The sequence below is a fragment of the Prescottella defluvii genome, assembly GCF_000738775.1.
Taxonomy (GTDB): domain Bacteria; phylum Actinomycetota; class Actinomycetes; order Mycobacteriales; family Mycobacteriaceae; genus Prescottella; species Prescottella defluvii.
The window spans coordinates 1-26211 of sequence record NZ_JPOC01000046.1 but is presented as its reverse complement, the minus strand read 5'-3'; the positions used below and the strand labels follow the sequence as shown (position 1 = coordinate 26211).

Below are 26211 nucleotides of genomic sequence, written 5' to 3'. Positions count from 1 at the left end.
ACCGCCGGGGACGGATTCAGCGGGCGCGCCGCCACCGCTCCTCGGCTTCTCCGAGTTCGGTGGCCGCCGGGTCGCCGTACACCCACTCCCGGCCGATCCGGTGCCAGTTGGCGCTCGCATCGAGCTGACCCAGGACCCCGAAGGTGAGGAAATCGGCCCGCCGCGAGAACAGGTGCTCCGGCGGCAGGTTCTGACCCTTCATGCCCGAGAACTCCGACGCACGCGGATCGATCGCCAGCAGGAATCCGGTGCTCGCCATCTCCGGGGTGATCGCGATGTCGGCGTCCACCAGGTTCCACTCCGCGGCGGCGTAGACGTAGTCGAGGCACTCGTCCGGCGTCACCTCCGCAGACTCGGAGATGACCCCGCGCCGGACCATCAGCGCATGCAGGTCGGCCTTGCGGCCCTCGGTTGCCGCGCGGAGGCAGCTCTTCTCGAATTCGACGTGCCGGGCGTCCATGCTGTTGAACAGCCCGAAGTCGACGAAGCCCACCCGGCCGTCGTCCCCGAGCAGCACGTTCCCGGGATGCGGGTCGCCGCAGAACTCGCGATAGCGGTACAGCGATCCGATGTAGAAGCGAAAGATGATCTCGCCGAACCGGTTTCGCTCCGCTTGGGGAAGCTCGCGGATTCCGGCGAAACCGGTGCCCCGGAAGAACTCGCTCACCAGCACCCGGCGGGTACTCAGCTCCGGGACGCTGTCCGGTACTGCGACGAACGGATGGTTCGCGTACAACCGCGCGATCTTGCGCTGGGTGAGCGCCTCGCGCTCGTAGTCCAGTTCGCCCTCGAAGTTCAGCCGCAACTCGTTCAGCAGCGCGGGCGTCGACAACGTCGGAACCGTCGACTTCCAGATCTTGAGGAACATCGTCAGGTTCTTCATGTCGGCGCGGATCGCGGCGTCGATGCCCGGATACTGCACCTTGACCGCGACGTCGCGGCCGTCGTGCAGCCGGGCCCGGTACACCTGGCCGATCGACGCGGCCGCCACGGCCTCGGGGTCGAACTCCGCGAAGACGTCGCCGAGGGGGCGTCCGTAGTCGGCCTCGATGACGTCGCGCATCGTCTCGAACGAGGTCGTCGGCGCCTGGTCCCGCAATGCGGCGAGCTTGCGCTGGAACTCCTCCCGGTGTTCCTCGGGCACGAGGTCGAGATCGAGGATCGACAGCATCTGGCCCAGCTTCATCGCCACGCCCTTCATGCTGCCGAGGACCGTGACGAGCTGGTCGGCGGCCGCGATCGCGGACTTCTCCGCCAGACGCGCGCGAACTTCCTCGGACCGGCCGACCATCGACACCCGGGTGCCGGCGCTGCGGATCGCCCGACCGGCGGCGACCTGGCCGAGCTTCGACCCCCGCACGAGACGGGACGTGGGGACCTTGTCGGCCAACGAAGACCTCCGGATGCGAGAAAGCGACGGAACGAGTGCGTCGGCGAGGGCTGCCCTGCGTGCAACAGGTCACACTAGAGGAGCCCGTCGGTGTCCTCCATGACGGGGAAGGGGGGCCGCGTCAGCCCGTCGACCATGTGGCTGCCCCACAGATCCATGTTGCTGACCTTGCCAACGCCGGAGCCCTCCGCGGTGGCGATCGTCAGCTCCGTCCCGGGAGGTACGACGACGTCGCCGCCGAGTGCGGCCGTCAGTTCACGGACGCGCCCGCGCCACACGAACCGGCCGCTGATGGGCTCGAAGTTGCCCGAGAGTTCGACATCGACGATGACCGGACGGTGACCGTCGACGGTGACCTGGGCGGGGCCCCGGTAGCCGTCCGGTTCGTCGTCGGGGTGCTCGTCGTGTGCGTCGGTGAAGTCGGTCACACCGCCAGGGTACTTGTTACCTCGAGTAACACAAGAGTCTGATCAGTCGGTCGCGGCCGGATCCTCGCGCAGCGGGTGCGGCACCGACTTGAACCGTGCCGGCGAACCGTTGGCCGCCGCGATGCCCGCGATCCCGCCCCACGTCATCATCACCAGGTAGTCGATGAGATCGTCCGTCGACATCGACTTGTTCGAGATCCACCAGTGCGTCGCCAACTGGACGGCACCGACCACGCCGTACGCCCACGGCACGGATCCGCCCGAGTCCATGTCCATGCCGCGCAACCGCTCGCCGAGCACCGTCGCCAGCAGTTCCGCGATCATCCGCTCGGAGTCGGCGACCACGTCACGATTGGGGCCCGCGCTGTTGGCCATCACGTACAGGTACACGTCGGGGTCCGACGCGACCGTCTCGACGTACGCCGAGATCGCGACCCGGGTCAGGTCGTACTCGTCGAGGTCCTCGCCGATCGCCTCGTACATGCGCGGCGCGAGAATCGTCTCGACGTACCGCATCATGGTCGCGCTGGTGAGGTCGTTCTTGTCGGTGAAGTAGCGGTACAGCACCGTCTTCGAGACGCCGATCTCCGACGCGATGTCGTCCATGCCGATGTCGCGGCCCCGGGAACGGATCGCCGCGATCGTGCCGTCCACCAGCTCCTCGCGGCGCGCGATCTTGTGTTCACGCCAACGACGCTTGCGGCCGTCGGGCTTCTCGCTCTTGGCGATCGTGTCTTCGGTTGTCTGCAGATCTGCGCTTTGCTTCGGCACTGGGGTTCGCCACATCCGTTCCGGGGTTGATCCAGAAGGCCAGCTTAGTGTGCGGACCGGGCGGGAGTGACGTCGATCTCGGCGGTGCGATCGCAGGTTTCGGCACAATGACGAGTGTGCAGCCAGTGCAGCCCGTACACACGCCACCGACCCCGCTTCCGTCCGAGAAGCGGCCGCGGTCGGCGCCGTCGTCCGCATCGACGTTCGCCGGCGTCTTCGACGACGAGACCAAACGCCGGGAACTCCGGAAGATGAAGGCCGTCGCGACCGGATTCCTGGTGTTCGCGACCGTCGTCTACTTCTTCTGCCGATGGCAGGAGACCCGCGGCGCGGGCGCGTGGGTCGGGTACGTCCGGGCGGCGTCCGAGGCCGGCATGGTCGGCGCGCTCGCCGACTGGTTCGCGGTGACCGCGCTGTTTCGGCATCCGCTGGGGCTGAAGATCCCGCACACCGCGATCATCAAGCGGAAGAAGGACCAGCTGGGCGAGAGTCTCAGCAACTTCGTCGGCGACAACTTCCTCGCACCCGAGGTGGTGTCGGCGAAGGTCGAGAACGCCCAGATCCCGCTGCGGGTCGGCACGTGGATGGCCGAACCCGCGCACGCGCGACGCGTCGCCGCCGAAACCGCGACCCTGCTGAGCGGCGTCGTCGAGGTGCTCAAGGACGACGACGTCACCGCCATCATCGACAACACGATCGTCCGGCGGATCGCCGAACCCGACTGGGGGCCGCCGATCGGGAAGGTCCTCGCCGAACTGCTGCGCGAGAACCGGCAGATGCCGCTGCTGGACCTGCTCGCCGAGCGCGCGCACCAGTGGGCGCTGAACAGTCAGGACACGATCGACCGGGTCATCAGCCGGGATTCGCCGTCGTGGTCGCCGAAGTTCGTCGATTCGATGCTCGGCGAGAAGATCTACCGGGAACTCGTCGAGTTCACCTGGAAGGTCCGGTCCAACCCCGAGCACGAGGTGCGACTTGCGGCCAACCGCTTCCTGATCGACTTCGCGGACGACCTCCAGAACGACCCCGCCACGATCGCGAAGGCGGAGTCGATCAAGGCCGAGATCATGGGCCGCGAGGAGATCACCGGCCTCGCCGCCGCGACGTGGCGGGTGGCCAAGCGGCTCATCATGGAATCGGTCGACGACCCCGACAGCACGCTGCGCCGCAAGGTTGCCGAGAACGTCGCGAACCTGGGGGAGCGACTGCGTGACGACGCCGCGCTGCGCTCCAAGGTCGACGGCTGGCTGCTGTCCGGCACCCGGTACGTCGCCGAGAACTACACCGACGAGATCACCGCGGTCATCACCGAGACCGTGCAGCGGTGGGACGCCGAGGAGGCCAGCCGCAAGATCGAGCTGCAGGTCGGTCGGGACCTGCAGTTCATCCGCATCAACGGCACCGTCGTCGGCGCCCTCGCGGGCCTGGCGATCTACACGATCTCCCAGCTCATGTTCGGCTGATCGGGCGCTGCGGGCGTCCCACCCGGCCGAGTGCTAACAAAGTGCTTGCAATTGTTAGCACCCTGTTCTACCGTGGATTTTGCGTACAGAACAGGGAGTACTGATGGTCGACGAGCCCGACGACAAGGGCGGTGCTGCAAGTGTTGTCAGCAGCGCCGCGCAGGACATCGGAAGTTTCATCCGGTCGCAGCGGGAAGCGGCGCAGGTGTCCTTACGTCAGCTCGCGCAACTCGCCGGCGTCAGCAATCCCTATCTGAGTCAGATCGAACGCGGACTGCGTAAACCCTCCGCCGACGTCCTCGCTCAGATCGCGAAGGGTTTGCGGGTGTCGTCCGAGGTCCTGTACATGCAGGCCGGATTCCTCGAACAGCGCCCACACAGCCCGGTCCGGGACGCGCTGCTGGCCGACGGTGCCATCACCGAGCGGCAGAAGCAGGTGCTCCTCGAGATCTACGAGTCGTTCTGTCGCGAGAACGACCCGAAACAGTCCGAATCCGCTGATCAGACCCCGGGGGGTGTGGCTGCCTCGGACGAACCAGAGCACGAGATCGCAGATCCACTCGACAGGAGATCCGAGAATGACTGATCCGAAGATCATCGACAACGTGAAGACCCCGTTCTACGCCGCCGTCGGCACCGGCGACCTCGTCGTCCAGGCCGTCGCCGACGTCGTGTCCCAGGTGCGCTCGCGCGCCGAGAACACCAACACCGACGTCTCCGAGCGCCTCGAAGAGGCCCGCGAGCGCTGGGCCAACCTGCCCGGTGAGGTGTCCGAGGGTGTCGAGCAGCTGCGCGAGCGTCTCGCCGCGTTGCCGTCCGAGCTGCCCGAGGAACTCGCCGAGCTGCGCGAGCGCTTCACCGCCGACGAGCTGCGCAAGGTCGCCGAGGCGTACCTGAAGGTGGCCTCCGACCTGTACGTCTCCCTCGCCGAGCGTGGCGAGGAAGCCGTCGAGCGCATCCGCAAGCAGCCCGCCGTCGAGGAGCAGCTGGGGCGCGCCGAGGCCGTGTTCGGCGACGCCGTCGAGCTGACCGAGGAAGCACTCGGCACCGTGGCACGTCAGACGCGGGAACTCGGCGAGCAGGCCGCCAAGCTCGCCGGCCGCGCCGCGGGCCGCATCAGCGATGTGGCCGACGAGGCCGCCGTGGTGCTGTCGGAGACGAGTGACACTGTCGCCGAGCGCCTGTCCGAGACCGGCGACTCCGTCGCCAGCCGCGTCGTCGGCGCCGGTGAGCGTGCCGAGGCCACGTCCGAGGCCGCCGCCGAGCGGGTCGAGGCCGCCGCCCCGAAGGCTGCCCCGGCCCCCGCGAAGAAGACGGCGCCCGCCAAGGCTGCCCCCGCCAAGACCGCGCCGGCCAAGGCTGCACCCGCCAAGGCTGCACCGGCCAAGACCGCGCCGGCCACCGCCGCGAAGAAGGCCCCGGCCGCCAAGAAGGCTCCCGCCAAGGGCAGCACGGACTGACCGAACGAACCCACATCGGGAAACCGGGCCCCCGCGCAAGCCGTTGCGCGGGGGCTTGCCCGCCTTGCCTCGTAGGATGGATACGTGTTCAACGTCCACAGCTTCACCGGTTTGATCATGTCGGCGCTCCAGCTTCTCGCGCTGGGTGGTGCCGCCTATGCGATCTTCCATGCGGCACGCCAGCGTAAGGACGCCTTCACTGCCGTCGACAAGCTGAGCAAGCCGATCTGGCTCGGCATCCTGGTGGCTGCGCTGCTCGTGCTGCTGGTGCTCCCGGTGGTCGGCATCTTCGGCTTGATCGCCGTGGTCGCGATCTGCGTCTATCTCGTCGACGTCCGCCCGCGGGTCGACGACATCCAGCGCGGCCCCCGCTGGTAACTGCTCGCTCCGAGCGCTGTTCCAACCATCTGTTGACTAACAGTTACAGATAAACCTTGACAACGCTCATTGTGACAGTGTTATCGTCGATTTATGCCCGGATACGGGCTGTTTCCAGCGCATGACCTGCGTGAACGCGACCAGCGCGATCACCGGCTCGAGCAGGAGTTGACGATGTCGATCACTCATCACCGGGAATCCGTGCCGGCCCCGCAGTCCCGCCGCATGCGGGTCGGGGATCGGCAGGACACCGCGGCGCGACTGCTCGCGTCGTCGGCCCGCAAGTCGTACGACCCGCTCGTCGAGGTCGACTGGGCGGCGCCGATTCCTGACGATCTCTACGGCATGACGCCCGAGTGGTGCAGCCTCTACGGCACCGAACTGTGGGAGCGCATGAGCGAGGAGCAGCGCATCACGCTCACCAAGCACGAGGCCGCGAGCGTCGCCGGCACCGGCATCTGGTTCGAGATGATCCTCATGCAGATGCTGCTGCGCGACATCTACTCGCACGACCCGGCCACCCCGCACGTGCAGTTCGCGCTCACCGAGATCGCCGACGAGTGCCGGCACTCCACGATGTTCGCCCGCTCGGCGCAGCGGTTCGGGATCCCGTCGTACCGGCCGAAGCGATGGATCCGTAACTCGGCCAGGCTGTTCAAGTCCACGGCGTCCGGGTCGCTCGCGTACGGCGGCACGCTGTTCGCCGAGGAGATCCTCGACATGATGCAGCGCGACTTCATGAAGGACGAGCGGGTGCAGCCGCTCACCCGCACCGTGAGCAGGATTCACGTCCTCGAGGAGGCTCGGCACATCAAGTTCGCGCGCGAGGAAACGGTCCGACGGGTCCGGTCGCTGTCTCGCCGCAAACTCGCCTACCAGCGCCTGGTGCTGGGTGTCACCGCCTACTTCGTCGTCACGTGTCTCGTGAACGAGCAGGTCTATGCGGCCGCCGGGCTCGACGTCGAGGAGGCGAAGCTGGCGGCGAAGAACAACACGCACTACCACGAGATGATCCGTGAGGGTTCCCGCAAGACCATCGAGTTCCTCGACGAGTGCGGGCTGATCGGTGGACCGTCGACGGCGCTGCTGCGCCGGGCGCACATCATCTAGTGCCCACACTCACCGCGATAGAATTCCCCACACCGTCGACCGCGCCGGAACCGCTGACGCCGTCGCGGTCCCAGTGGGGAAGGCGCAACATGAAGGAATACCGCATCGACGACCTCGCTCGTGAGGCCGGTGTCAGTGTGCGGAATGTACGGGTCTACCAGGATCGTGGTCTGCTGCCGCCGCCACGCAAGGAGGGGCGCGCCGGCTGGTACAACGAGTCGCACCTGGCGCGGCTCAACCTCATCGGCCGGATGCTCGACCGCGGATACACGTTCGCCACCATCAGCGAACTGCTCACCGCGGCGCAGTACGGGCTGCAGGTGCGCGACGTCCTCGAGACCGACGATCCGGGCGGACGGTGGAAGAAGTACCGCCGGGCCGCGAAGCTGACGATGTCGGAGCTGCGACGGATGTTCGGCGACCAGACCACCGAGGCCAACATCGCGCTCGGCACCCAACTGGGTGTGCTGGCCAAGGCCGGCAAGGAGTACTCCGTCGCGAACCCGCGACTCATGGAGGCCGCCCAGGTCCTCGTCGACGCCGGGGTCCCGCTCGCGGACATCCTCGAACAGACCGAGGCGGTGCGCCGTGACCTCGGTGACGTCGCCGCCCGGTTCGTCGAACTGGTCTCCGACCGGTACCTCGCGCCCGAGGGCGGCACACTCGACCTCGATCCGGCGACGGTCTCGGAAGTGGCCGCGCTGGTGAACCAGGTGCGTCCGCTCGCGCACGACGCGGTGCACGCACTGTTCACCGAGGCGATGGAGGAACAGATTTCGAAGGCGCTCGCGAAAGCCGCGAGTCAGCTGGAACAGGTTGCGCCCGAATCGGACTCGACGCGCGCCGGCTAGAGGAACAGGGGAGTGGAAGTGGCGGTACGGAAGTCGCACAGAATGCTGTGGACGGTGATCGGTGCAGCGGCAGCGGTGGCGCTCGCGGGTGGTGCCGTTGTTGCGGCGCGAGCTCGGAACCGTTCGGCGACAGCAGATCCCGGGGACGAGGCGGCGCTGTTCGCCACACCGCGCATCGATCCGGAGATCATCCCCGTCACCAGCGCCGACGGCGCGGAACTGCACGTGCGGGCCTACGGATCACCCGACGCCGATCCGATCGTGCTCAGCCACGGCTGGACGTGCTCCGCCGACTTCTGGAACCCGCAGGTCAACGCGCTCGCCGAGAAGTACCGCGTCATCACCTACGACCAGCGCGGCCACGGTCGCAGTGGCATCGGGCGGAACCCGCTGAGCCCGGACGTCCTCGCCGACGACCTGGCCGCCGTCCTCGCCGCGACCGTCCGGGACGGACGCAAGGCCGAGATCGTCGGGCACAGCATGGGCGGCATGAGCATCGTCGCGTGGGCCGGCAAGTACCCCGAGCAGGTGGAGCAGTACGCCCAGTCTGTGCTGCTGGCCAGTACCGGCACCGACAGTCTCGTCGCCGAGACCACGGTCATCCCGCTCCCGCAACGCTTTCCGCGAGTCCCGGTGCCCGTCGGTCGGGCGGTGCTGGGTTCGGCCCTGCCGATGCCGGCGTCCCCGGTGACCACGCGTGCGATCAAGTACGTCGCGCTGGCGCCGGGCGCCACGCCCGCGGAGGTCGCCTTCTGCGAGCGCATCGTCAGCGAGTGCCATCCGCGTACCCGCGGCGGCTGGGGCGCGGCACTGAGCACCCTCGACATCAAGGACGGGCTGAACAACCTGACGGTGCCGACCGCGGTCCTGGTGGGCACCGCGGACCGGCTCACGCCACCGTCGCATGCCCGCCGGCTGGCGCAGGCCCTCGACGACGCCGAGCACCTCGACCGGCTGATCGTGCTCGCCGGCATCGGTCACATGACGTCCGTCGAGGCCGTCGCCGACTTCAACGCCGAGATCGAACGCCTGCGCAGCCTCGCGTAGCCGTCGTCAGCTGAAGACGACCGTCTTGCGGCCGTGCACCTGGACGCGGTCCTCCAGGTGCCACCGCAGGCCGCGGGCGAGAACCAGCTTCTCTATGTCACGCCCCTGGCGGACCATGTCCGACACCTCGTCGGTGTGATCGACGCGGATGACGTCCTGCTCGATGATGGGGCCGGCGTCGAGTTCGGCCGTCACGTAGTGGCACGTGGCGCCGATCAGCTTCACGCCACGCGTGAACGCCTGGTGGTACGGGCGGGCACCGACGAACGACGGCAGGAAGCTGTGATGGATGTTGATCGCGCGTCCGGCCCAGTGTTCACACAGTTCGGCCGGCAGCACCTGCATGAACCGGGCCAGCACCACCGCGTGCGGGTCGTGCACGTCGACCAGCTTGCGGACCTGCTCGAACGCCGGCCCGCGCTCGGCGGGATCCTTCGGGAACGACACGTAGTGGAAGTCGACGCCGTGACGCTTGGTGACGCGCTCGAGATCCGGGTGGTTGCCGATCACCGCGGCGATCTCGCACTGCAGTTCGCCCGCCGCGACCCGGCCGAGGATGTCGTGCAGGCAGTGGCCCTCCTTGCTGACCAGCAGCACGACGCGCTTGCGCTCGCCGGTGTCGGTGAGCGTCCACTCCGTCTCGGGACCCAGTTCGGCGGCGACGGCCGCGAACTTCTCCCGCATCTCCTCGAGGCTCAGGCTGATCGACGACGCCCGCACCGCCTGCCGGGTGAAGAACCAACCGGTGTCGGCATCCGCGTGGTACGCGGCCTCGACGATCCAGCCGCCGATCTCGGCGAGGAACGCGGAGATGCGGGCCACGATGCCGGTGCGGTCGGGGCAACCCAGAGACAGGACGTAACGACGGTCGTCGGTCGAGGCAGCTGAACTCATGGGCCCAGTCTCTCAGGTCACGGAAATCCGACGACCCTCGCCGTGCCGACCAGCGTCGTGGCGTCCACGGTGTGCAGTCCGCGGTCGGTGATCAGGCTCATGAAGTCGCCGCGCACCCGGTCCACGAGCTCCGGTGCGAGCCCGGACAGGGTTGCGCGTAACCCGCTGCCCAGCACGAAGTTCCAACAGAACTCCTCGGTCGCCGGGATCAGGTTCGACAGGGTGCGCACCTCGACGGCCTCGGTGCCCGCGTCGCCGAGCCATGCGCCCAGCTTGTCGGCGCTGTCGATCCGCTGCGCCGGTTCCATCTCGGCGGCGAGATCGGGCAGCGGTTCCGGTAGGTGCGGTCCCAGCGCGTCGAGGAACGTCGTCGCGTACTCGCGCAGGGCCGTGTCCTGCCAGGCCGTGACACCGACGGTGCCCCCGGGGCGCACCAGTCGACACAGCCGCGCGAACGCCTGATCCATCTCGGGCAGGAAGAACACCGCGTACGAGCTGAGGAGGGTGTCTTAGCCGGCGTCGGGGACGGTGCTCGGCGGCTCCCATGCGGTGGCGTCGGCACACACGAACTCGATGTTGAGCAGGGCCCGGTCCGACGCCTTCACCCGGCCCCGCTCGAGCATCTCGTCGGACAGGTCGATCGCATGGACCAGACCGGTCGGGCCGACGGCGAGGGCCGCCGGCAGTGCAGAGGCACCCGTGCCGCTACCCACGTCGAGCACCGCGTCACCCGGTCGCAGCCCGGCCGCGAACGCGAGCGCGCGGCCGGCGGGATCCCACACGTCCGGCGCGACCCGATCGAAGTCGGCGGCGGCCGCGTCAAACGTCGCGGCGATCTCCTCGGCGTACGTCCCTGCCATACGACCGATGCTAACGAGCTGTGCCAAGCTTCGAGGCATGTCCGACATCGCGCTCAGCCGGTCCCGAGTCGCCGCCCTGGTCGACCACACCCTGCTCAAACCCGAAGCCTCCGACGCCGATGTCCGGGCGCTGGTCGCGGAGGCCCGCGAACTGGGCGTGTACGCGGTGTGCGTGTCGCCGTCGATGCTGCCGCTGCCCGGCGAGGACACCGGTGGGCCGGTGGTTGCGACCGTCGTCGGATTCCCGTCGGGCAAACATCATTCGCTCGTCAAGGGCGCCGAGGCACGCCTCGCGGTGGACCAGGGCGCCGCGGAGATCGACATGGTGATCGACATCGGGGCCGCCGTCGCCGCCGAGTACAACGCGGTGCACGCCGACATCCTCGCCGTTCGTGAGGCGATCGGTCCGGGACCCGTACTGAAGGTGATCATCGAGTCGGCGGCACTGTCGGACGACGCGATCGTGGAATCCTGCCGGGCCGCGGAACTGGCCGGTGCGGACTTCGTCAAGACGTCCACCGGATTCCACCCCGCGGGCGGAGCGAGCGCCCGGGCGGTGCGCCTGATGGCCGAGACGGTCGGAGGCCGGCTGGGCGTCAAGGCCAGCGGAGGTATCCGCACCGCCGAGGCGGCGCTGGCCATGATCGGGGCCGGCGCCACCCGACTGGGACTGTCCGGCACCCGCGTCGTGCTCGACGGGCTGCCGGACCAGACCTGACCGGGCGTCAGAGCAGGCTGCAACTGCTCTGCGCGTTGGGGTCCTGCGGCGGCATCACGTACTGACCGCCCTCGAGGTTCAGATCGACGGCGGTGTCGGTGACGGTCAGCGACGTCGGGGCCATGCCCAGCGGATACTGCTGCAGGCTGTCGGTCAGGGTCTGCACGATCCCGTCCACGAGCGCGGTGGGCAGGCCCAGGCCGAGGATCTCCGCGCCCACCGTCTCGACGACCACCTCACCGTTCTGCACCGTCGGGCGCACCGTCAGGTCCGCCAGTCCCGCCGGCCCGACGGCGAACTTCAGCGTCCCCGCAGTCGAATCCGGGGTCACCGAGCTGACCAGATTGCCCAGCGACTGCGACTGCACGGTCGCGAGAATCCCGTCGGTGGACCACGTGACATCCGCGGACGAACTGCCGATCGTGCCGCTGCTGTCGGGCGAGTCGGTGATCTTGATGTCGTTGGCGCGCGCATGCACCTGCATGCCCTGGGCGGGGCCGAACGACGAGCCGGAGCTGTCGATCTTCACGTACGGAACGTTCTTGCCCACCATCTGCCACAGCACCGGCTTCCAGCTGAGGCTCACGTCCACCTCGGAACCGAGCTGGCTCTGGAACTGAGACTCCATGCAACTGGTCGCGCGCTGACGGAGGAACAGCTCACCGCCGACGAGGGCGACGACGAGCGCCGCAACCACGAACAGCGAGATCAGGACCGCCTTGCGCCGCGGGCGCTTCGGGGCCGTGGGCATCTGGGGTGCGTTCACTGGTGCCGACATGACAGGGATTCTCCCCGAAGACTCTGAACGGTTTCTGTGAATGGGGGCTCGGTATGGACACCGGCTATCGCCAAAACTGTGATCTGCTGCACACCGGCGCAGTACTGTTGCCACATGGCGGGCTGGACAGATCCGCGGCGCGAACCCACCTCCGAGGCGGGTGAGGATCTGCGTCGCCTTGCGCTCCGGCAAGCGGGGTATTTCACGACCGGGCAGGCGCTGCGTCTTGGTTGCACTGCCGAGGATATCGGCGGCCGCCTGGCCGAGGGGTCCTGGTTGCGGATCGAACGGGATCTGTTCCGGCTCGCCTCATTTCCGCGCACCGACCTCGAGGAATACGCCAAGTGGTGCGCATGGTTCGAGGGCGCGGCGGTGGTCTCGCACCAGAGCGCCGCCGAACTCCACGGCCTCGGTCACCTGCATCCCAGCTTCGTGCACCTGTCGACCATCGGCTCGGCGCCCGCACCCACCCGCCGCCTCGCGCTGCACCGCCGGAAACTGCGACCCGAGGACTGCGAACAGACCGGGACCTTCGGCATCACCACGCCCCTGTGCACGGCACTGGACCTCGCGGCCGGCGGCATCGCCCAGGACCTGTACGACGAGGTCGTCAGCGACGGCGTCGCGATCGGCCGTATCGACCCCGAACGCCTCCGGGCCGAATGCGACGGCCAGCCCATACAGGTCGCCGAGCGGATCGAACACGCACTGGGGTCGTGCCGGTAGAGCCCTCGTCACCCGGACGGCGCGACGTAACTCCACGGCACGGTGAGAACGCAGTCCCGGATCCGCCGCCGCTGCGGCGTGACCGGCACGCCGAGGTCGGAGAGCAGGTGCAGGGTTTCCCGCCACCGGATACGGGGCCCGAACGGCGCCAGCCCGGCGGCCGTCGCCCAGGCCCGGTCGGCCGTGACGAGCATTTCGTGGATGCGTTCGCCGGCGACGTTGCGGTGGATCAAGGCCTTGGGCAGACGCTCGGCGATGTCGCTGGGCCGGTCCACGCCGAACGGATCCCAGGCGAGCGTCAGTGAGCGGGGGCCGTCGCGGTCGAGTAGCACCCACGCGCAGCGCCGGCCGAGTTCGTCGCAGGTGCCGTCGACGATGAGGCCACCCGGCGCGAGGCCGCTGCGCAACCGGCCCCACGCCTCGTCGACGGCGTCCTCGGGGTACTGCCGCAGCACGTTGAACGCGCGGATCAGGGTGGGCCGCAGGCCGGCGAGTTCGAAGCCGCCGCGCGCGAAGGTCACGCCGTCCCGGCCCTCGACCACCCGGTCCGGGTCGATCTCGAGTCCGACGACGCGGACGTCGGGGCGGACGGTCCGCAGCCGGGCCGCCATCTCCAATGTGGTGACCGGCATGGCGCCGTAGCCGAGGTCGACGACCAGCGGGTCGGGGGCGTCGCGCAGCATCCGTGTGACGACCGGGCTGTGAACGAGCCAGCGGTCGCTGCGGCGCAGCCGATTGATGCCTGTGGTGCCGCGGGTGATGACGCCGACGGGTTTTCCTTCGCGCACGCCGGTTACTGCTGGGCGAGCCAGGACGCCGTGACCTCGGCCTCCGTGCGGAACAGGTCGACCAGGTTGATCAGCATGAGCTGTTCGAGTTTGCCGCCGACGAACGGGAGGAACACCTTCGCCTCCGACGACGTGCGCAGCGTGCAGCCGGTGTCGGTGCCGAACAGTTCGATGGTTCCGGTGAGGCTGCCCGGACCTGCCGGAATCGACGCCTCGTACGTGCCGGTCACCGGCTCCCCGAACGGGGTGTACCGCTCCTTGCGGGTGATGATCAGATCCTTCTTCAGCACGGTCTGCGCGATATCCGGCAGGTCCTTGCGCGGCAGCACGTGGTGCAGCACCAGGTCGATGCCCCCGTCGTGCACCTCGAGGCTCTCGACGTGATTCTCGCTGTACTTGCGCATCTCCACCATCCGCGCCTCCCAGTAGTCCGGGCTGCTCAGTGCGGCGTACACCCGTTCGGCCGGATGGTCGAACCTGGCGGAGTAGTCGATGCGACGGGCCATGACCGGCAGATTACCGGCTGATGCCCGGTCCGTAGGGGAAAGCGACTACCGGGCCGCGGACGTCCACTGCCCGGTGAAGTCCTCCTCGGCGTCGAGCAGTTCCAGGACCTGACCGGCGATGACCGACTCGATCTTGCCGCCGATCAGCGGCATCTTGACCTCGACCTCACCGTCCATGACCAGCAGCGATCCGGTGCCGTCGGAGGTCAGCGTCATGGTGCCGCGCAGCTCGCCCGGCGCACCCTCGACCTGCGCGGAGAACGTGCCCACCGCACGATCGCCCTGTAGCGCACCCCACGATTCGGTGCGGGTGATGATCAGGTCACCGGGCCGGATCTTGGTGACGACGGCCGGCAGGTGCTCGGCGGGCACCGACTGCGTCATCGCCACGTCGATGGTGCCGTCGCCGACGGTGATCTCGTCGAGCGTCGCGCCGGGTCCACCGACCTCCCGCAGGCGGGCCTGCCAGTAGCCCTCGTCGGTGAGTGCGGCGTGCACCGTCGCGACGGGCTGGGGGTATTGCGCGGAATGCTCGATGTGTCGGGCCATGGACGGCACGCTACCGTTTGCACGTGTTGGATCCACTCATCCGGGGGCGCCTCGTCGCCGCCGGCGCCCAGCTGTCCGAGCAGGTGCCGCTGTCGACCCTGACCACCCTGCGGCTCGGCGGCCCCGCCGCGGTACTCGCCGAATGCCCGTCGACCCGGACCCTCGTCGACGTCGTCCGTGTACTCGACGACGCCCGGGTGCCGACCCTCGTCCTCGGCGGTGGGTCCAATCTGGTGATCTCCGACGACGGGTTCGACGGCGTCGTGGTCCGCGTCGCCGACGCCGGTGTCGAGCTCGGTGAGGACACGGTGCTCGCGCAGGCCGGTGCGGTGTGGGACGACGTCGTCGCCAAGACCGTCGCCGCCGGACTGGGCGGGCTCGAGTGCCTGTCCGGGATCCCCGGCTCGACCGGCGCGACACCCGTGCAGAACGTCGGTGCGTACGGCGTCGAGGTGGGTTCCCTGCTGCGCCGGGTGCAACTGCTCGACCGCACCACCGGCGACGTGCGCTGGGTGGAGCCGTCGGAGCTCGGTCTCGGCTACCGCACCAGCATCCTCAAGCACCGCGACGACGCGCTGGTCCTGGCCGTCGAGATGACCGTCCGGCCCGACGGCTCGAGCGCGCCGCTGGCCTACCGGGAACTGGCGTCCGCCCTCGGAGCCGAGGAGGGCGAGCGGCGACCCACCGCCGAGGTGCGCGACGTGGTCCTCGGCCTGCGTCGCGGCAAGGGCATGGTGCTCGACGCCGACGACCACGACACGTGGAGCGCCGGGTCGTTCTTCACCAATCCGGTGGTCCCGGATGCGAGCCTGCTCACGGTGATCGACGCCATTCGGGCGAAGGTCGGTGCGGACGTGCGGATCCCGCAGTTCCCCGGGGAGGCCGGAACCAAGCTGTCCGCGGGGTGGCTCATCGAGCGGGCCGGGTTCGGGAAGGGCTACCCCGGCGAGGATGCGCGGGTCCGCCTGTCCACCAAGCACACCCTGGCGTTGACGAACCGTGGGGAGGCCGCCACGGGCGACCTCGTCGACCTGGCCCGAACTGTCCGGGACGGTGTCGAGGCCGCGTTCGGGGTGCGTCTCGAACCGGAGCCCGTGACAGTGGGAGTCGTCATCTGATCGATGTCCGAGTGACGAAAGCCACTGTCGCACGGCGAGTACCGTTGTTTTCGTGCATGAACAGGGGATTCGGTCAGTTCGGACGCGTCTGTCGGCGGTGATCGCCGCCCTGCTGGGGATGATGCTGCTCGCGGGTTGCACCATCGCCACGGGTGGCGCCGCGGACGGTACGGCTGCGGCCGACCCGGTGGTGGAGGTGATCCAGACGCCGGCGGCCGGTGCGACGAACGTCAACCCCGTCGAGCCGATCTCGATCCGGGCCGACGGCGGCACGCTGCAGGGCGTCACGCTCACCAGCGCCACCGGCACGGTGGTGCAGGGCACGCCGAGCCCCGACGGACGGTCGTACACGGTCACCGAACCGCTCGGCTACGGCGGCACCTACACGTGGGCGGGCACCGCGACCGGGCCGGACGGCAAGTCCGTGCCGGTCGCCGGATCGTTCACGACGGTGGACCCGGACACGACGACGTCGGTGCGCACCAACATCGGGGACGGTCAGGTCGTCGGCATCGGGGCCCCGATCATCCTCCAGTTCGACGGACCCATCGCCGACAAGGCCGCGGTCGAGAAGTCCCTGAAGGTGACCACGAACCCGCCGACACCCGGCGCGTGGGCGTGGCTGCCCGACGATCGTGGCGCGCGGGCGCACTGGCGTCCGGAGAACTACTGGGCGCCCGGCACCACCGTGAACGTCGTCGCCGATCTGTACGGCGTCGACTTCGGCGGCGGCGCGTACGGGGCGAGCGACGTCTCACTGAACTTCACGATCGGCCGCAGCCAGATCGTCAAGGCGAACGCCCCGAGCCACCGCATGCAGGTGGTCCGCGACGGCGTCACGGTCATGGACATTCCCGTCAGCTACGGCGAGGGCAACGAGGACCGCAACGTCACCCGCAGCGGCGTCCACGTCGTCACCGAGAAGCACGAGGACTTCCTGATGTCGAACCCGCCGTACTACGAGAACGTCCGCGAACGCTGGGCGGTGCGGATCTCCAACAACGGTGAGTTCATCCACGCCAACCCCGCGACCGTCGGGGTGCAGGGCGCCTCGAACGTGACTAACGGGTGCATCAACCTGTCGCTGTCGGACGCCGAGGAGTACTTCGGCATCGCGATGTACGGCGATCCGGTGGAGGTCACCGGTACCCGCATCGACCTCTCGGCCGCGGACGGCGACGTCTACGACTGGGCGATCGACTGGCCCACCTGGCTGTCGATGTCGGCGCTGTGAGCCTGAGCGCCCATTCCTCGGCGACTTTCGCGGATACCCGCCCGCAGCGAGCAGGAATGGGTGCTGGGGCCGGATGGAACCGTCCCGGGCGCCGGCGCGTCTATTGTCTGTGGGCGCCGCCGTCGGTGGCGGCGCCGTGCACTCGGGGAGGGGTGACGGGGTGGGGTTCGGCGAATCTGCCGGTGGTCCGGCGGGGCGCGATGCGAGGTGGCGGTGCACCGGTCTGGAGTTCCAGGTGCTGTGGCGAGAGTTGGGGCGGGACCGGCTGCCGTATCCGCTGTGCTTCCGGCCCGCCGCGGACGACCAGGACGACCTCGATCGGCAGCGCCGCGCCGCCGCACAGCACTGGGCGCCGCGGGTCACCGAGCGTCTCCATCACCACCTGACGGTGCTCGCCGAACCCGACATCCGGCTCGAGGTGGTCGGGTTCGCCGGCGTCGGGCTCGCCACCCGGATCCGCATGCACGCCGGACTGCACAGCAGCGGAGCGACACTGGCGATCCAACTCCCCGGAGTCGACGCCGACACCGGCGGCGACGTCCTGATCCGCGGGGTGTCGCCCGCGCAGATCCCGCAGGCCGTCGCGGCCGCGTTGCCCGCGGCCCCGGCCGGATCCCGCGGTGCGCTGCGTTTCCGGCGCCGCGACCTCGACGTCTCCGCCGGGCCGCTCCTCGTCTCCGCGGGCGCCGGACGCGTTCGGGACGAGGCGCTGGCGCTGCTGCGGCGCCCGCGCACCGGGATCGGGGAGGTCACCGCGTTCGGGGGCGTCGCGTACGACAGTCGACCCACCACCGACGGCATCGGGCTGCACTGGCTCGATTTCGACGGCGACGGCCGCTACACGATGCGCGAATCCGACGACGTCGTCGTCGCGCCGGCCGCCACCACGGACCTGGCGGGGGAGATCCAGCGTCTGGTGGACGCGATCCGCACCGGCGTGCCCGTGCGCTGACGACTTTCCGGTCCGATGGAACCGATTCCCCCGCGTCCGCGTCTACACACAGCGAAGGGGAACACCGGGAGGGAAGCAATGACCGACAACGGTATTCGGGTAGACAACCGAGACACCGCACGGGAACGCACGAGAAGCAGCAACGCCGTGTTGCAGGGGCAGGTCGATGCCCTGCTCGAGGGGTTGGACCGGCAGACGGAGGCACTCGCGGCAGCGCAGGGGGCTCTCGCGCAGACCACCGCGCAGGTGCAGTCGCCCGACGGACTGGTCCGGGTGACCGTCGACTCGTCCGGGTCGGTGGTGGCGGTGGACCTCGATCCGTCGACGTTCACGCGGACGACGCCCGCACGGCTCGCCGAGGTCGTCGCCGCCACGGCCCGCGCCGCCACCGCGGAGGTGCGCGCACGGATCGCCGAACTGATGGCGCCGGTCACCGGTGCGGCAGCGGGTCTTCCGGACCTGTCCGACCTGGTGGCCGGGGCGCCGAGCCTCCGGAACCTGTTGCCGACGGTGGCGACCGAGTTCGCCGCCGCTACCACCGCAGCCACCGCCGCCACTGCCGCTGCGGATCCGGCCGTGCCCGTCCCGGACGACGACCTGCACGACTGGCGCGCGCCGATCCTGCGGGAGGCGCACCGTGGCTGACCGGATGCGGGTCGATGCCGACCAGTTGCGCGGCGCCGCACCCCACTTCGACCTCCTCGCCGACCGGCTCTCCGATGCGCTGAGCGACCTCGGCGGGGTCCTCGACGGGGAGGGCACGAGCTGGGGGACGGACGCCCCCGGAACCGCATTCGCGTCCACGTACGTGCCGGGCGCCGACGGTGCCCGATCCGCGCTGCAGCACCTCGTCGAGGTGTTCGCGGGCATCGCCGGTGGACTGCGGGACACCGCGCAGGTGTTCGAGAACACCGACAGCGGATTCGCGGGCGCGTTGGGCGGGGGCAGCTGATGGGCATCGAGATCCCCGGTTCGCTACGCACCCTCGCGTCGGTCGCGGTCGGGCAGGACTGGCCGGAGGCCGACGAGACGTCCCTGCGTCGGCTGTCGGACGCGTGGGAACTTGCCGCCGTCAGCCTCGACCGCGTCGGTGCCGACGGCGCGCGGTCCATCCAGCCCGCATTGGACGCCCTGGTCGGCGACGTGAACGACGCCGTCGCCGGACGATGGCAGGAGGTCGGGGCCTCGGTCGAGGACATCGCGTCCGCGTGCCGGCAGCTCGCCGACTCGTGCGAGAGCACCGCGGCGGACGTCGAACACGCGAAACTGTCGATCATCTCCGCGCTGATACTGCTCGCGGCGGAGATCGCGGCGCTCCTCGCGGCTGCGGCCGGGACACTCGGGGCGAGCACGACGGCCATCCCGGCGGCCCAGTTGGCCACGCAGGTCACCGTGCGGCTGATCCTGCGGGAACTCCTCGAGAAGCTCGGCCGTGACGTCGCGGTCGCGGTGCTCCGGGACGGTGGAATCTCGAGCATGATCCAGCTGTGGCAGATCTCGGAGGGCAACCGCGACGGGTTCGACACGGCCGCGCTCGGCAAGGACGTGTTCGGGACCGTCGTCTCGACGATGGTGTCCAGTCCGCTCGGAGGCTCGCAGGTCAACGATGCGCTCGTCGACGGGATCGCGAACGCGGCCGAGCGCAAGCTGGTCTCGGAGACCCAGGAGATGGCGGCCGGCATGATCGGTGCCCACATCGGGGAGGACGCCAAGGCCTCGCTCGGTCAGCAGCCACCGGCCGAACCACCTGTCCGCGCAAGCTCGTTGAACATGAACTAGCGCGGCGCCGCCGGTTCACCAGCGGTTGCGGACCTCCTCGGCGAACCCGAGGAGGTCCGTGACCTCGACCCGGCTGCCGTCGTCGAGCGCCACGTGCCCGGTGAACCGGCCGAACACCTGATGCTGGATCGAGCGCAGCACCTTCAGGTCCGTCGACGCGGCCCGGTCGATGATCGGCTCGAACGTCATCTCGAACCCTCCGTCGTTGCTGCTGAACTTCCAGGGGGCGCCGTCGTAGGTGCCCTCGGGCAGGTGGAAGGTCACCCGGTCCAGCTTGTGCGCGACACCGTCCACGAACGCCATGTTCTCGCTCGCCCCGGACGTGTCACCGAACCCGTACCCGATGTTGAAGCCGAACGACCGGCCGTCCACCACACCCGACGCCGAGCCCCAGTACCACGTGTTGTCGTAGGTCCACACGCCCCGACCCCAGTCGAAGACGCCGAAGGCGGTATCCGGGTCGAAGCCGAAAGTCTCCGCCCCGACCGCGATCTCACCGGTGGCGGCCAGGCAGTTGATCTTCTGGTTGTAGTAGAAGGCCTTGTACGCCTTCGGGAACGGCGTCGCGATCACCATCCGGGCAGGAGCGGAGCCTGCGGAGTGACCCGAGTTCGCCGCCGGCGTCTGTGCCAGGTGTAGTTCGCCGTGCAGGCCGCGGCCGCCGTCGAAACCCGGGTGGTCGATGCTCAGGACCCGGCCACCGTCGACGTGACGGAACGCGATCCGCATCTTCCTGCGGTCCACCACGACATCGCCGGCGTCGGCGCTCGCCGGCAGGCCCATCCGCCCCATCGGAAACGGCAGCATGACGTTCTCGGTGTGCTCGCGTCGATTGCAGAAATCGAGCCAGGACACGCCCAGCAGACCCATGTAGCCGTTGTCGGCGACCGTCAGTGCCAGCCCGTGGTCGGGGGTGAGGACGCAGTAGTAGTCCCACTCCTTGATCCGCCACGACGGGGCCGCGACCGCCGAACGGTCGTAGCGGCGGATCTCGGCATCGGACCATCCGGCCTCGGCGAGGCGCCCGCGCGCGTCGAGGAGCGGGCCCGGCTGCAATCGGTGCTGCATGCCGCGAGATTAGCTGGTGGTGCGGTGGAATCGTCCCGTATCGGCCTGGTCGCGTGGCTTGACGATGATCTGGTCCAGATTCACGTGCGGCGGGCGCGACGCGACGAACCCGACGATCTCGGCGACGTCCTCCGCCACCAGTGGGGTGATGCCCTCGTACACCTTCGCGGCGCGCTCGGTGTCGCCGTCGAACCGGACGAGGGAGAATTCGGTCTCCACCGCGCCCGGGGCGATCTCGGTCAGTCGTACCGGCTTGCCCAGCAATTCGCCGCGCAGGGTGCGGTGCAGAACCGCCTGCGCGTGCTTGGCCGACGTGTAGCCCGACCCGTTGTCGTACGCGGTGAACGCGGCCACCGACGTGATCGTGACGATCAGGCCGTCGCCGGACTCGATCAGCTTGGGCAGCAGTGCCTTCGTGATCCGCAGCGTCCCGAGGACGTTGGTCTCCCACATCCAGCGCCAGTCGTCGAGATCCGCCTCGAGAACCGGGGCGAGGCCCTTCGCGCCGCCCGCGTTGTTGACGAGTAGGTCGACTCGCGGGAGCACCGCGCAGAACGCGTCGACGGAATCCTCGTCGGTGACGTCTAACTCGAGCGCGGTGCCGCCGATCTCGGTGGCGATGGTCTCGAGGCGGTCCAGGCGGCGGGCGCCGAGGACGACGTGAAATCCCTGTTCGGCGAGGGTGCGGGCGGTGGCTTCCCCGATGCCGGAGCTCGCTCCGGTGACGACGGCGACGCGGGTGTCCGGTGACAGGCTCATGGCTCGATCGTAGTGCCGACACGGGCCCGGAGCCGGGGATGGGCTGGGGGTGTGCGGGCGCGGATGCTAGCTTGATCGCATGTCGTCCGGTATCTCCTCCGCACCGCGGGTCACCTACGTGACCGCCGCGCTGGGGTCCCGGCTGCCGCTGGCTCGGGAACTCTGTTGTCCCTGCCGCGCTTCCCTCAGCTGATTCCGCGCTGCCGGCACCCTACGTTCGTGCTGATCGCCCGCCCCTCCGGTGGGACCCGATCCCCGTCGCAGCGCGTCACCCGACCGCGTCGACAGCCGTCCCCTCCGGGACGGGGCAAGGACAGACCGATGCTCACCGCAGCGCCTCACGCCACCCGAACGAGACCTGTGACCGCCCGCACCACCATCGCCTCACGTCCCGGGGCGTCCGGCCCCATCGCCCGCCCGCGAATCGTGGCACCCACCCTCGGAATCGCCGACGGCCCTGCCGCTGCGGTGTTCCGCGTCGCCGCCGCCGGTGGACCACTGTCCCGTGACGAGGCCACGCGCGCAACGGGTTCGAGCATCGCGACAGTGAATCGGCACGTCTCGGCGATGCTGTCGGTGGGCCTCCTGCGCGAGCGACCCGATCTCGCCGCGGCCGGTGCCGTCGGCCGCCCGCGCATCCCCTTCGAGGTGGACCACGAGTCCTACCTCACCGTCGGCATCCACATCGGCGCCGTCGCCACCAGCGTGATCGCCTCCGACCTGCGGGGCCGGATCCTCGGTGCCGTCGAGATCCCCACGCCGCGAGGGCCGTCGGGCGCAGCGCTCGCCACCATCACCGGCAGCGCACGTAGTTTCGCGGCCCGTTGGCACCGGCGTCGGCCGCTCTGGGTGGGGGTGGCGCTCGGCGGTCGAGTGGACCCGGAGACCGGCATCGTCGACCACCCGCGTCTCGGCTGGACCGACGCGCGGGTCGGTGACGTGGTGGGGGCCGGGTTCGGGCTGCCGGTCTCGGTCGCGGCCCACGTCGAGGCGATGGCCGCGTCCGAACTGCTGTTGACGCCGCAGCGCGCCGACAGCACGGCCGGGGGGAAGAGCAGCGGGCTGTACTTCTACGCACGTGAAACTGTCGGTTTGGCAATGACTCTCGACGGCAAGGTGCACACGCCGAGTGCGGGTTCCGGATCGATCGCCCACCTGCCGACCGCCTCGGAGGTGCAGTGCGGATGCGGGGCCACCGGCTGCCTCGAGGCCGCCGTCGGTGATCGTGGGGTGCTGCTCGCGGCCCGCCGTGCCGGTGTCCTGCCCGACGGCGACACGCTGCCCCCGATCGCCGCACTGTATCGCTCCGCACGTGCGGGTTCGGTTCGGGCGCAGGAGATCCTGGACGAGAGGGCGCGGACTCTCGGCGGGGCGGTCGCGATGCTGCGCGACCTGTTCAATCCGGACCGGGTGATCCTCGGCGGGCAGGCGTTCACCGACTACCCCGAGGCCGTGCCGCAGGTCTCCCGGGCGCTGGCGCGCGCCACCCGGGCCGGCGGGTCGGACGTGCGGATCACCGGATTCGGCAATCGGGTCCAGGAACACGCGGCCGGTGTCGTCTCGCTCAGCTCGCTGTACGCGAATCCCTTGGTGGCCATGCGGAAGGCGACCGTGCAGATCTGATCCGATCTGCACGGCCGTCGACCGGTCAGTAGAACTGTGCCTGCGTGGTCCGTGCCATCGACGTCAGCATCTGCGGTAGTCGGGACAGCGCCCGCTGGTCCTGGATCTGCTGTTCCATGGGGGTGGTGAGGGTGGCCCGCCACAGGTCGGGCCGGGTGTCCTTGAGGGACTGGTACTTCGGCAGCATCTGCTCGGTGATGTACACCCAGCGGGCGTCGCGGTCGGACCAGTTGAAGGCCGGCAGTGGCGTCTGCAGCCGCCACTGCGGTCCGGCGGTGGCGGCGCCGGAGACGTCACCCGCGGTGAGTACCAGCGGGGACGCCTCCCGCGGCGGGATCACGCCCGGGATCGCCGGGTCGGCGGCGACGGTACTCAGATAGGTGAGGGCGCGGCCCACCGCACCCTTGTAGTTGCGGGCGGTGTCCCACTGCTCGCCGATGGACTGGTACTGCTCGCGGTAGAGCAGGTCCCGATTGCCTGCCGCCACCTTGTCCGGCTCGCCGGTAGCCAGGTTCTGCCATGCGCGGTAGGCGTTCTCGTCGATCAGTCCGGCGGCGTGGTACTCGTCGATCGCGGTCATGCCACCGGCCAGGAACGCCTCGTGCTGGGGGATAAGGTCCATGAAGATGTGCTTGCTCATCGCGATGACCTGCGTCTGGAAGTGTGCGATGTCGTCGGCGGTGACGACCGCGCCCACCTCGAGCACCGCCCGCAGGTCGGCCGGCAGGTTCGCCGTCGCGGGTGCGGCGGCGTCGTCGAGTGTGCCCACGATCGCGGCGACGGCGTCCCGCGCGCCGCGGACGTCGAGCACGACCCGGCCGAGGTCGACGTCCATGATCCCGGCCGCGAACGACGGTCCGGCCATGCCGCCCTGCCCGGTCCACAGGAAGTTCGGATTCTCGAGCTGCAGGCGCTCGTAGTAGCGGAACGTGTCGGCGAGGTTGTGCTCGTTCGCCGCGAGACCCCGGGCCGGATCCCAGTCGTTCAGGTCCAGCCCCGCCTTCCGGGTGGCCGTCGCCAGCCAGAACTGTTGCAGCAGCGCCCTGTACCGCGTCGGCGCGACGCCGCGTGCCCGTGCGTGGTCGAGCAGTGCGCCCAGCTCGTCCGGATTCGTGGAGAACGACGGCTCGACGCCGCCGTTGGACTCGGCGTTCTCGTTGGACAGCGGGGCGTCGAGGTAGAGGTCGAGCTGCGGGTCCGGTCCGGTGTCCGCAGTCGCGGTCGCCGTCGGCGCGAACATCAGCGCGGCGACCACGACGCCGGTGATCAGCTTCCTCATCGCCCCGCCTCCGCGAACCGGCCGACGAACCAGTCGACGTTCTGCATGCCCAGCATCTCGGTGCCGACCCGCCACGGGTTCGCCAGGACATCCGAGACACCGCACACGCTCGGGTCGACCGTCACCTCGGTGCCGCCGGCGCGGTACGCCGCGACGAGTTGCTCGACGTCCGAGTAGGGGACCAGGAAGTCGTCGCGGCACGACGTCATCAGCACCGGCGCCTGCGGGGCCTGCTGCCCCAACCGGTTCTCGGCGTACGCGCGGGCGAAGGCCGGGTTGTCGGCCGGGAGTCCGCGGGTGTAGAGCGCGGACAGCGGCAGGAACGGCGTGAGCAGGTACGTCTGCTGGCACGTGCGGTTGAAGACGTCGGCGATCTGCCGGCCGAGGGGAGTCAGCTCCGCGTCGAGATCGATCTCGGGGTAGCGGGCCGCGTAGCCCAGCGAGTTCGCGAACACGAAGCCCGCGCCGATGCCGCCGTCGGCCTTGCGCTCGAATGTCGCGCTGTCGACCACCATCGCCTGCAGCACGGTGCCGACGACGTCGAGTTCGGGCGCGTACGACGCCTGCTTCTCGGCCGCGAAGGCTGCCGCCACGCCACCGCCGGCGATGCCGTAGATGCCGATCGGGGTGTCGGGGGCGAAGTCGGCGTCGGGCAGCGCGAGCGCGGCCCGTAGGCCGTCGAGCGTGGCGGCACCGGAGAACTGACCGATCGAGAATCCGTTGGGCGCCGGGTCGCCGTCGTTGGCGGTGTCGCTCATCATCACGGCCCAGCCGTTGCCGAACATCTGCGCGACGGGCCCGAGCGCGGAGAACAACGCCGGATCGTCCTGGTCGCCGCCGGTCCACTGGGTGCTGGGCATGCAGCCCGGGCCGAGGCTGTCGTTGGCCTCGGAGTAGCCGATGAGCTTGCGGTCCTGCGGCGGGGTGCCGTCGTCCGGGATCATCAGCATGCCGGTGTTCACGATGCGGCTGCCATCGAAGTCGGTGGTGACGTACATCAACTGGTAGCCGCGGACGTGGGCCGGTTGCACGCCGTACACCTGCACCGTCGCCGGGCGGGCCTTGAGGAGTGTGCCCGCGGGTGCGTCGCCGACCGGTGGGGCCTGGTACCAGGGGTCGGACACGGGATGACGTGGCCGCCACTGATCGGGCGGGGCGATCCTGCCGTCGGTGAACGTGCTGATGACGAACGGGCTGAATATCTCGTCGAGGCCGACCGGGGTCGGCGCGGCCGTGGCCGGCGGCGCACCGGCGACCAGGGCGACGGCGGCCACCGTCGCGAGTAAAGATGTTCGAAGCATTGCTCGAGATCCCCCCCAATATGTCGTTCGTTCCCGTTGTGCCCGCTACTGCTGCGGCGACCCCCGACGCCGTGATTCCGCCTGTGCCCGGGCGATCCCACCGTGCTCGAGGCCCGCCAGACGGGATTCACCCGACCACACACAACGCTTGTTGTGACGCAACGTTACGGACAGATTCCCCGCGAGGTGCTCCAATGCGCCGGGAATGTTGCGACGCCGCGCCGGCAGCGGCACCGGCAGGATGTGCGAGGCGTCGGGCGGAGCGCGTCCCTCGATCTCGACGGACCAGCGTCGGTTGCCGCCGCTCAGGTGCCACGTCCCGTCCCCGACCCGCGCGCGGATGGGGGACGTCAGCGGGTTGCCGAGCCACACGAGGGTGCC

General features: G+C 69.5%; 28 protein-coding genes and 2 pseudogenes. 16 read left to right on the top strand and 14 right to left on the bottom strand.

The genetic code is table 11. From position 1 onward, the window contains the following. Positions 1–16 precede the first annotated feature (16 nt). The 3 genes from IJ15_RS0117065 to IJ15_RS0117055 form a co-directional block, all read right to left on the bottom strand. The gene (locus tag IJ15_RS0117065; protein ID WP_031939557.1) at positions 17–1390 is read right to left on the bottom strand and encodes an ABC1 kinase family protein; all 1374 of its coding nucleotides are present in this window, start codon (positions 1388–1390) and stop codon (positions 17–19) included. 74 nt (positions 1391–1464) lie between these two features. Further along, positions 1465–1818, bottom strand: a complete 354-nt coding sequence (locus IJ15_RS0117060; protein WP_031939556.1) for a DUF4873 domain-containing protein — start codon at positions 1816–1818, stop codon at positions 1465–1467. A gap of 42 nt (positions 1819–1860) precedes the next feature. Then, positions 1861–2604, bottom strand: coding sequence for a TetR/AcrR family transcriptional regulator (locus IJ15_RS0117055; RefSeq protein ID WP_031939555.1), 744 nt, complete (start codon positions 2602–2604; stop codon positions 1861–1863). A gap of 236 nt (positions 2605–2840) precedes the next feature. Here IJ15_RS0117055 and IJ15_RS0117050 point away from each other — a divergent pair, with 236 nt between their 5' ends. The 7 genes from IJ15_RS0117050 to IJ15_RS0117020 all read left to right on the top strand — a co-directional run bounded on the left by IJ15_RS0117050 (position 2841) and on the right by IJ15_RS0117020 (position 8898). After that, positions 2841–4052 carry a DUF445 domain-containing protein gene (locus tag IJ15_RS0117050; RefSeq protein WP_197059848.1) on the top strand — a complete coding sequence of 404 codons (1212 nt, stop codon included), beginning with the start codon at positions 2841–2843 and terminating at the stop codon, positions 4050–4052. 103 nt (positions 4053–4155) lie between these two features. Further along, a complete protein-coding gene (locus tag IJ15_RS0117045; protein WP_051919067.1) occupies positions 4156–4638 on the top strand; it encodes a helix-turn-helix domain-containing protein in 483 nt (160 codons plus the stop codon). Continuing rightward, positions 4631–5512 (top strand): hypothetical protein, encoded by an 882-nt coding sequence (locus IJ15_RS0117040; protein WP_031939552.1) that lies wholly within the window; start codon positions 4631–4633, stop codon positions 5510–5512. The genes IJ15_RS0117045 and IJ15_RS0117040 overlap by 8 nt, the downstream gene beginning before the upstream one ends. A gap of 84 nt (positions 5513–5596) precedes the next feature. After that, entirely contained in the window at positions 5597–5890 is a 294-nt protein-coding gene (locus IJ15_RS0117035) for a DUF2516 family protein (RefSeq protein ID WP_031939551.1), read from the top strand. A 174-nt stretch (positions 5891–6064) separates the two neighbouring features. Continuing rightward, complete coding sequence (locus IJ15_RS0117030) at positions 6065–7000, top strand: AurF N-oxygenase family protein (protein WP_031939550.1); 936 nt, start codon at positions 6065–6067, stop codon at positions 6998–7000. 89 nt (positions 7001–7089) lie between these two features. Continuing rightward, on the top strand, positions 7090–7851 hold the full coding sequence (locus IJ15_RS0117025; protein ID WP_031939549.1) for a MerR family transcriptional regulator: 762 nt from the start codon (positions 7090–7092) through the stop codon (positions 7849–7851). A 42-nt stretch (positions 7852–7893) separates the two neighbouring features. Beyond that, on the top strand, positions 7894–8898 hold the full coding sequence (locus IJ15_RS0117020) for an alpha/beta fold hydrolase (RefSeq protein WP_051919078.1): 1005 nt from the start codon (positions 7894–7896) through the stop codon (positions 8896–8898). Positions 8899–8904: 6 nt separating this feature from the next. On the opposite strand, the gene purU is transcribed toward IJ15_RS0117020, so the two are convergent. Together purU and IJ15_RS24890 are read right to left on the bottom strand one after the other, a co-directional pair. Further along, positions 8905–9792 (bottom strand): formyltetrahydrofolate deformylase, encoded by an 888-nt coding sequence (gene purU / locus IJ15_RS0117015; protein WP_031939547.1) that lies wholly within the window; start codon positions 9790–9792, stop codon positions 8905–8907. A 17-nt stretch (positions 9793–9809) separates the two neighbouring features. Further along, positions 9810–10652, bottom strand: a pseudogene (locus IJ15_RS24890) (class I SAM-dependent methyltransferase). Between the two features lie 37 nt (positions 10653–10689). On the opposite strand from IJ15_RS24890, the gene deoC reads away from it, so the two are divergent. Next, a complete protein-coding gene (gene deoC / locus IJ15_RS0117005) occupies positions 10690–11370 on the top strand; it encodes a deoxyribose-phosphate aldolase (RefSeq protein ID WP_031939546.1) in 681 nt (226 codons plus the stop codon). A gap of 7 nt (positions 11371–11377) precedes the next feature. On the opposite strand, the gene IJ15_RS0117000 is transcribed toward deoC, so the two are convergent. Continuing rightward, on the bottom strand, positions 11378–12121 hold the full coding sequence (locus IJ15_RS0117000; RefSeq protein WP_031939545.1) for an LmeA family phospholipid-binding protein: 744 nt from the start codon (positions 12119–12121) through the stop codon (positions 11378–11380). A 141-nt stretch (positions 12122–12262) separates the two neighbouring features. Between IJ15_RS0117000 and IJ15_RS0116995 the strand changes: the two genes are divergently transcribed. Next, the gene (locus tag IJ15_RS0116995) at positions 12263–12874 is read left to right on the top strand and encodes a type IV toxin-antitoxin system AbiEi family antitoxin domain-containing protein (protein ID WP_031939544.1); all 612 of its coding nucleotides are present in this window, start codon (positions 12263–12265) and stop codon (positions 12872–12874) included. 8 nt (positions 12875–12882) lie between these two features. On the opposite strand, the gene IJ15_RS0116990 is transcribed toward IJ15_RS0116995, so the two are convergent. From IJ15_RS0116990 to IJ15_RS0116980, 3 genes are read right to left on the bottom strand one after another with little or no spacing between them, the layout of a single operon-like run. Beyond that, entirely contained in the window at positions 12883–13662 is a 780-nt protein-coding gene (locus IJ15_RS0116990) for a class I SAM-dependent methyltransferase (protein WP_031939543.1), read from the bottom strand. Positions 13663–13667: 5 nt separating this feature from the next. After that, positions 13668–14168 (bottom strand): DUF2505 domain-containing protein, encoded by a 501-nt coding sequence (locus IJ15_RS0116985; RefSeq protein WP_031939542.1) that lies wholly within the window; start codon positions 14166–14168, stop codon positions 13668–13670. Positions 14169–14213: 45 nt separating this feature from the next. Then, on the bottom strand, positions 14214–14717 hold the full coding sequence (locus tag IJ15_RS0116980) for a DUF2505 domain-containing protein (protein ID WP_031939541.1): 504 nt from the start codon (positions 14715–14717) through the stop codon (positions 14214–14216). Between the two features lie 23 nt (positions 14718–14740). On the opposite strand from IJ15_RS0116980, the gene IJ15_RS0116975 reads away from it, so the two are divergent. From IJ15_RS0116975 to IJ15_RS0116950, 6 genes are all read left to right on the top strand, one after another. Then, positions 14741–15835 carry a UDP-N-acetylmuramate dehydrogenase gene (locus tag IJ15_RS0116975; protein ID WP_081880787.1) on the top strand — a complete coding sequence of 365 codons (1095 nt, stop codon included), beginning with the start codon at positions 14741–14743 and terminating at the stop codon, positions 15833–15835. Between the two features lie 52 nt (positions 15836–15887). Beyond that, positions 15888–17069, top strand: coding sequence for a L,D-transpeptidase (locus IJ15_RS0116970; RefSeq protein ID WP_031939539.1), 1182 nt, complete (start codon positions 15888–15890; stop codon positions 17067–17069). A 109-nt stretch (positions 17070–17178) separates the two neighbouring features. Beyond that, on the top strand, positions 17179–18021 hold the full coding sequence (locus IJ15_RS0116965) for an ESX secretion-associated protein EspG (protein ID WP_231569568.1): 843 nt from the start codon (positions 17179–17181) through the stop codon (positions 18019–18021). Between the two features lie 147 nt (positions 18022–18168). Next, complete coding sequence (locus IJ15_RS0116960; protein ID WP_231569567.1) at positions 18169–18666, top strand: YbaB/EbfC family nucleoid-associated protein; 498 nt, start codon at positions 18169–18171, stop codon at positions 18664–18666. After that, on the top strand, positions 18659–18973 hold the full coding sequence (locus IJ15_RS0116955; RefSeq protein ID WP_231569566.1) for a WXG100 family type VII secretion target: 315 nt from the start codon (positions 18659–18661) through the stop codon (positions 18971–18973). The genes IJ15_RS0116960 and IJ15_RS0116955 overlap by 8 nt, the downstream gene beginning before the upstream one ends. Continuing rightward, positions 18973–19800: a WXG100-like domain-containing protein gene (locus IJ15_RS0116950; protein WP_051919061.1), complete on the top strand. Its 828-nt coding sequence runs from the start codon at positions 18973–18975 to the stop codon at positions 19798–19800. Before IJ15_RS0116955 ends, IJ15_RS0116950 begins: the two co-directional genes overlap by 1 nt. A gap of 15 nt (positions 19801–19815) precedes the next feature. On the opposite strand, the gene IJ15_RS0116945 is transcribed toward IJ15_RS0116950, so the two are convergent. After that, the gene (locus IJ15_RS0116945) at positions 19816–20868 is read right to left on the bottom strand and encodes a DUF2804 domain-containing protein (RefSeq protein ID WP_031939534.1); all 1053 of its coding nucleotides are present in this window, start codon (positions 20866–20868) and stop codon (positions 19816–19818) included. Between the two features lie 9 nt (positions 20869–20877). Continuing rightward, positions 20878–21627, bottom strand: a complete 750-nt coding sequence (locus IJ15_RS0116940) for an SDR family NAD(P)-dependent oxidoreductase (RefSeq protein WP_031939533.1) — start codon at positions 21625–21627, stop codon at positions 20878–20880. Between the two features lie 321 nt (positions 21628–21948). Here IJ15_RS0116940 and IJ15_RS0116935 point away from each other — a divergent pair, with 321 nt between their 5' ends. After that, complete coding sequence (locus IJ15_RS0116935) at positions 21949–23250, top strand: ROK family protein (protein WP_051919056.1); 1302 nt, start codon at positions 21949–21951, stop codon at positions 23248–23250. A 25-nt stretch (positions 23251–23275) separates the two neighbouring features. Here IJ15_RS0116935 and IJ15_RS0116930 read toward each other — a convergent pair whose 3' ends face one another. From IJ15_RS0116930 to IJ15_RS26455, 3 genes and pseudogenes are all read right to left on the bottom strand, one after another. Continuing rightward, positions 23276–24529, bottom strand: coding sequence for a hypothetical protein (locus IJ15_RS0116930; RefSeq protein WP_031939531.1), 1254 nt, complete (start codon positions 24527–24529; stop codon positions 23276–23278). Further along, positions 24526–25830 (bottom strand): lipase family protein, encoded by a 1305-nt coding sequence (locus IJ15_RS0116925; protein ID WP_031939530.1) that lies wholly within the window; start codon positions 25828–25830, stop codon positions 24526–24528. Before IJ15_RS0116925 ends, IJ15_RS0116930 begins: the two co-directional genes overlap by 4 nt. 45 nt (positions 25831–25875) lie before the next feature. Beyond that, positions 25876–26211, bottom strand: a pseudogene (locus IJ15_RS26455) (tocopherol cyclase family protein); the annotation flags it as partial.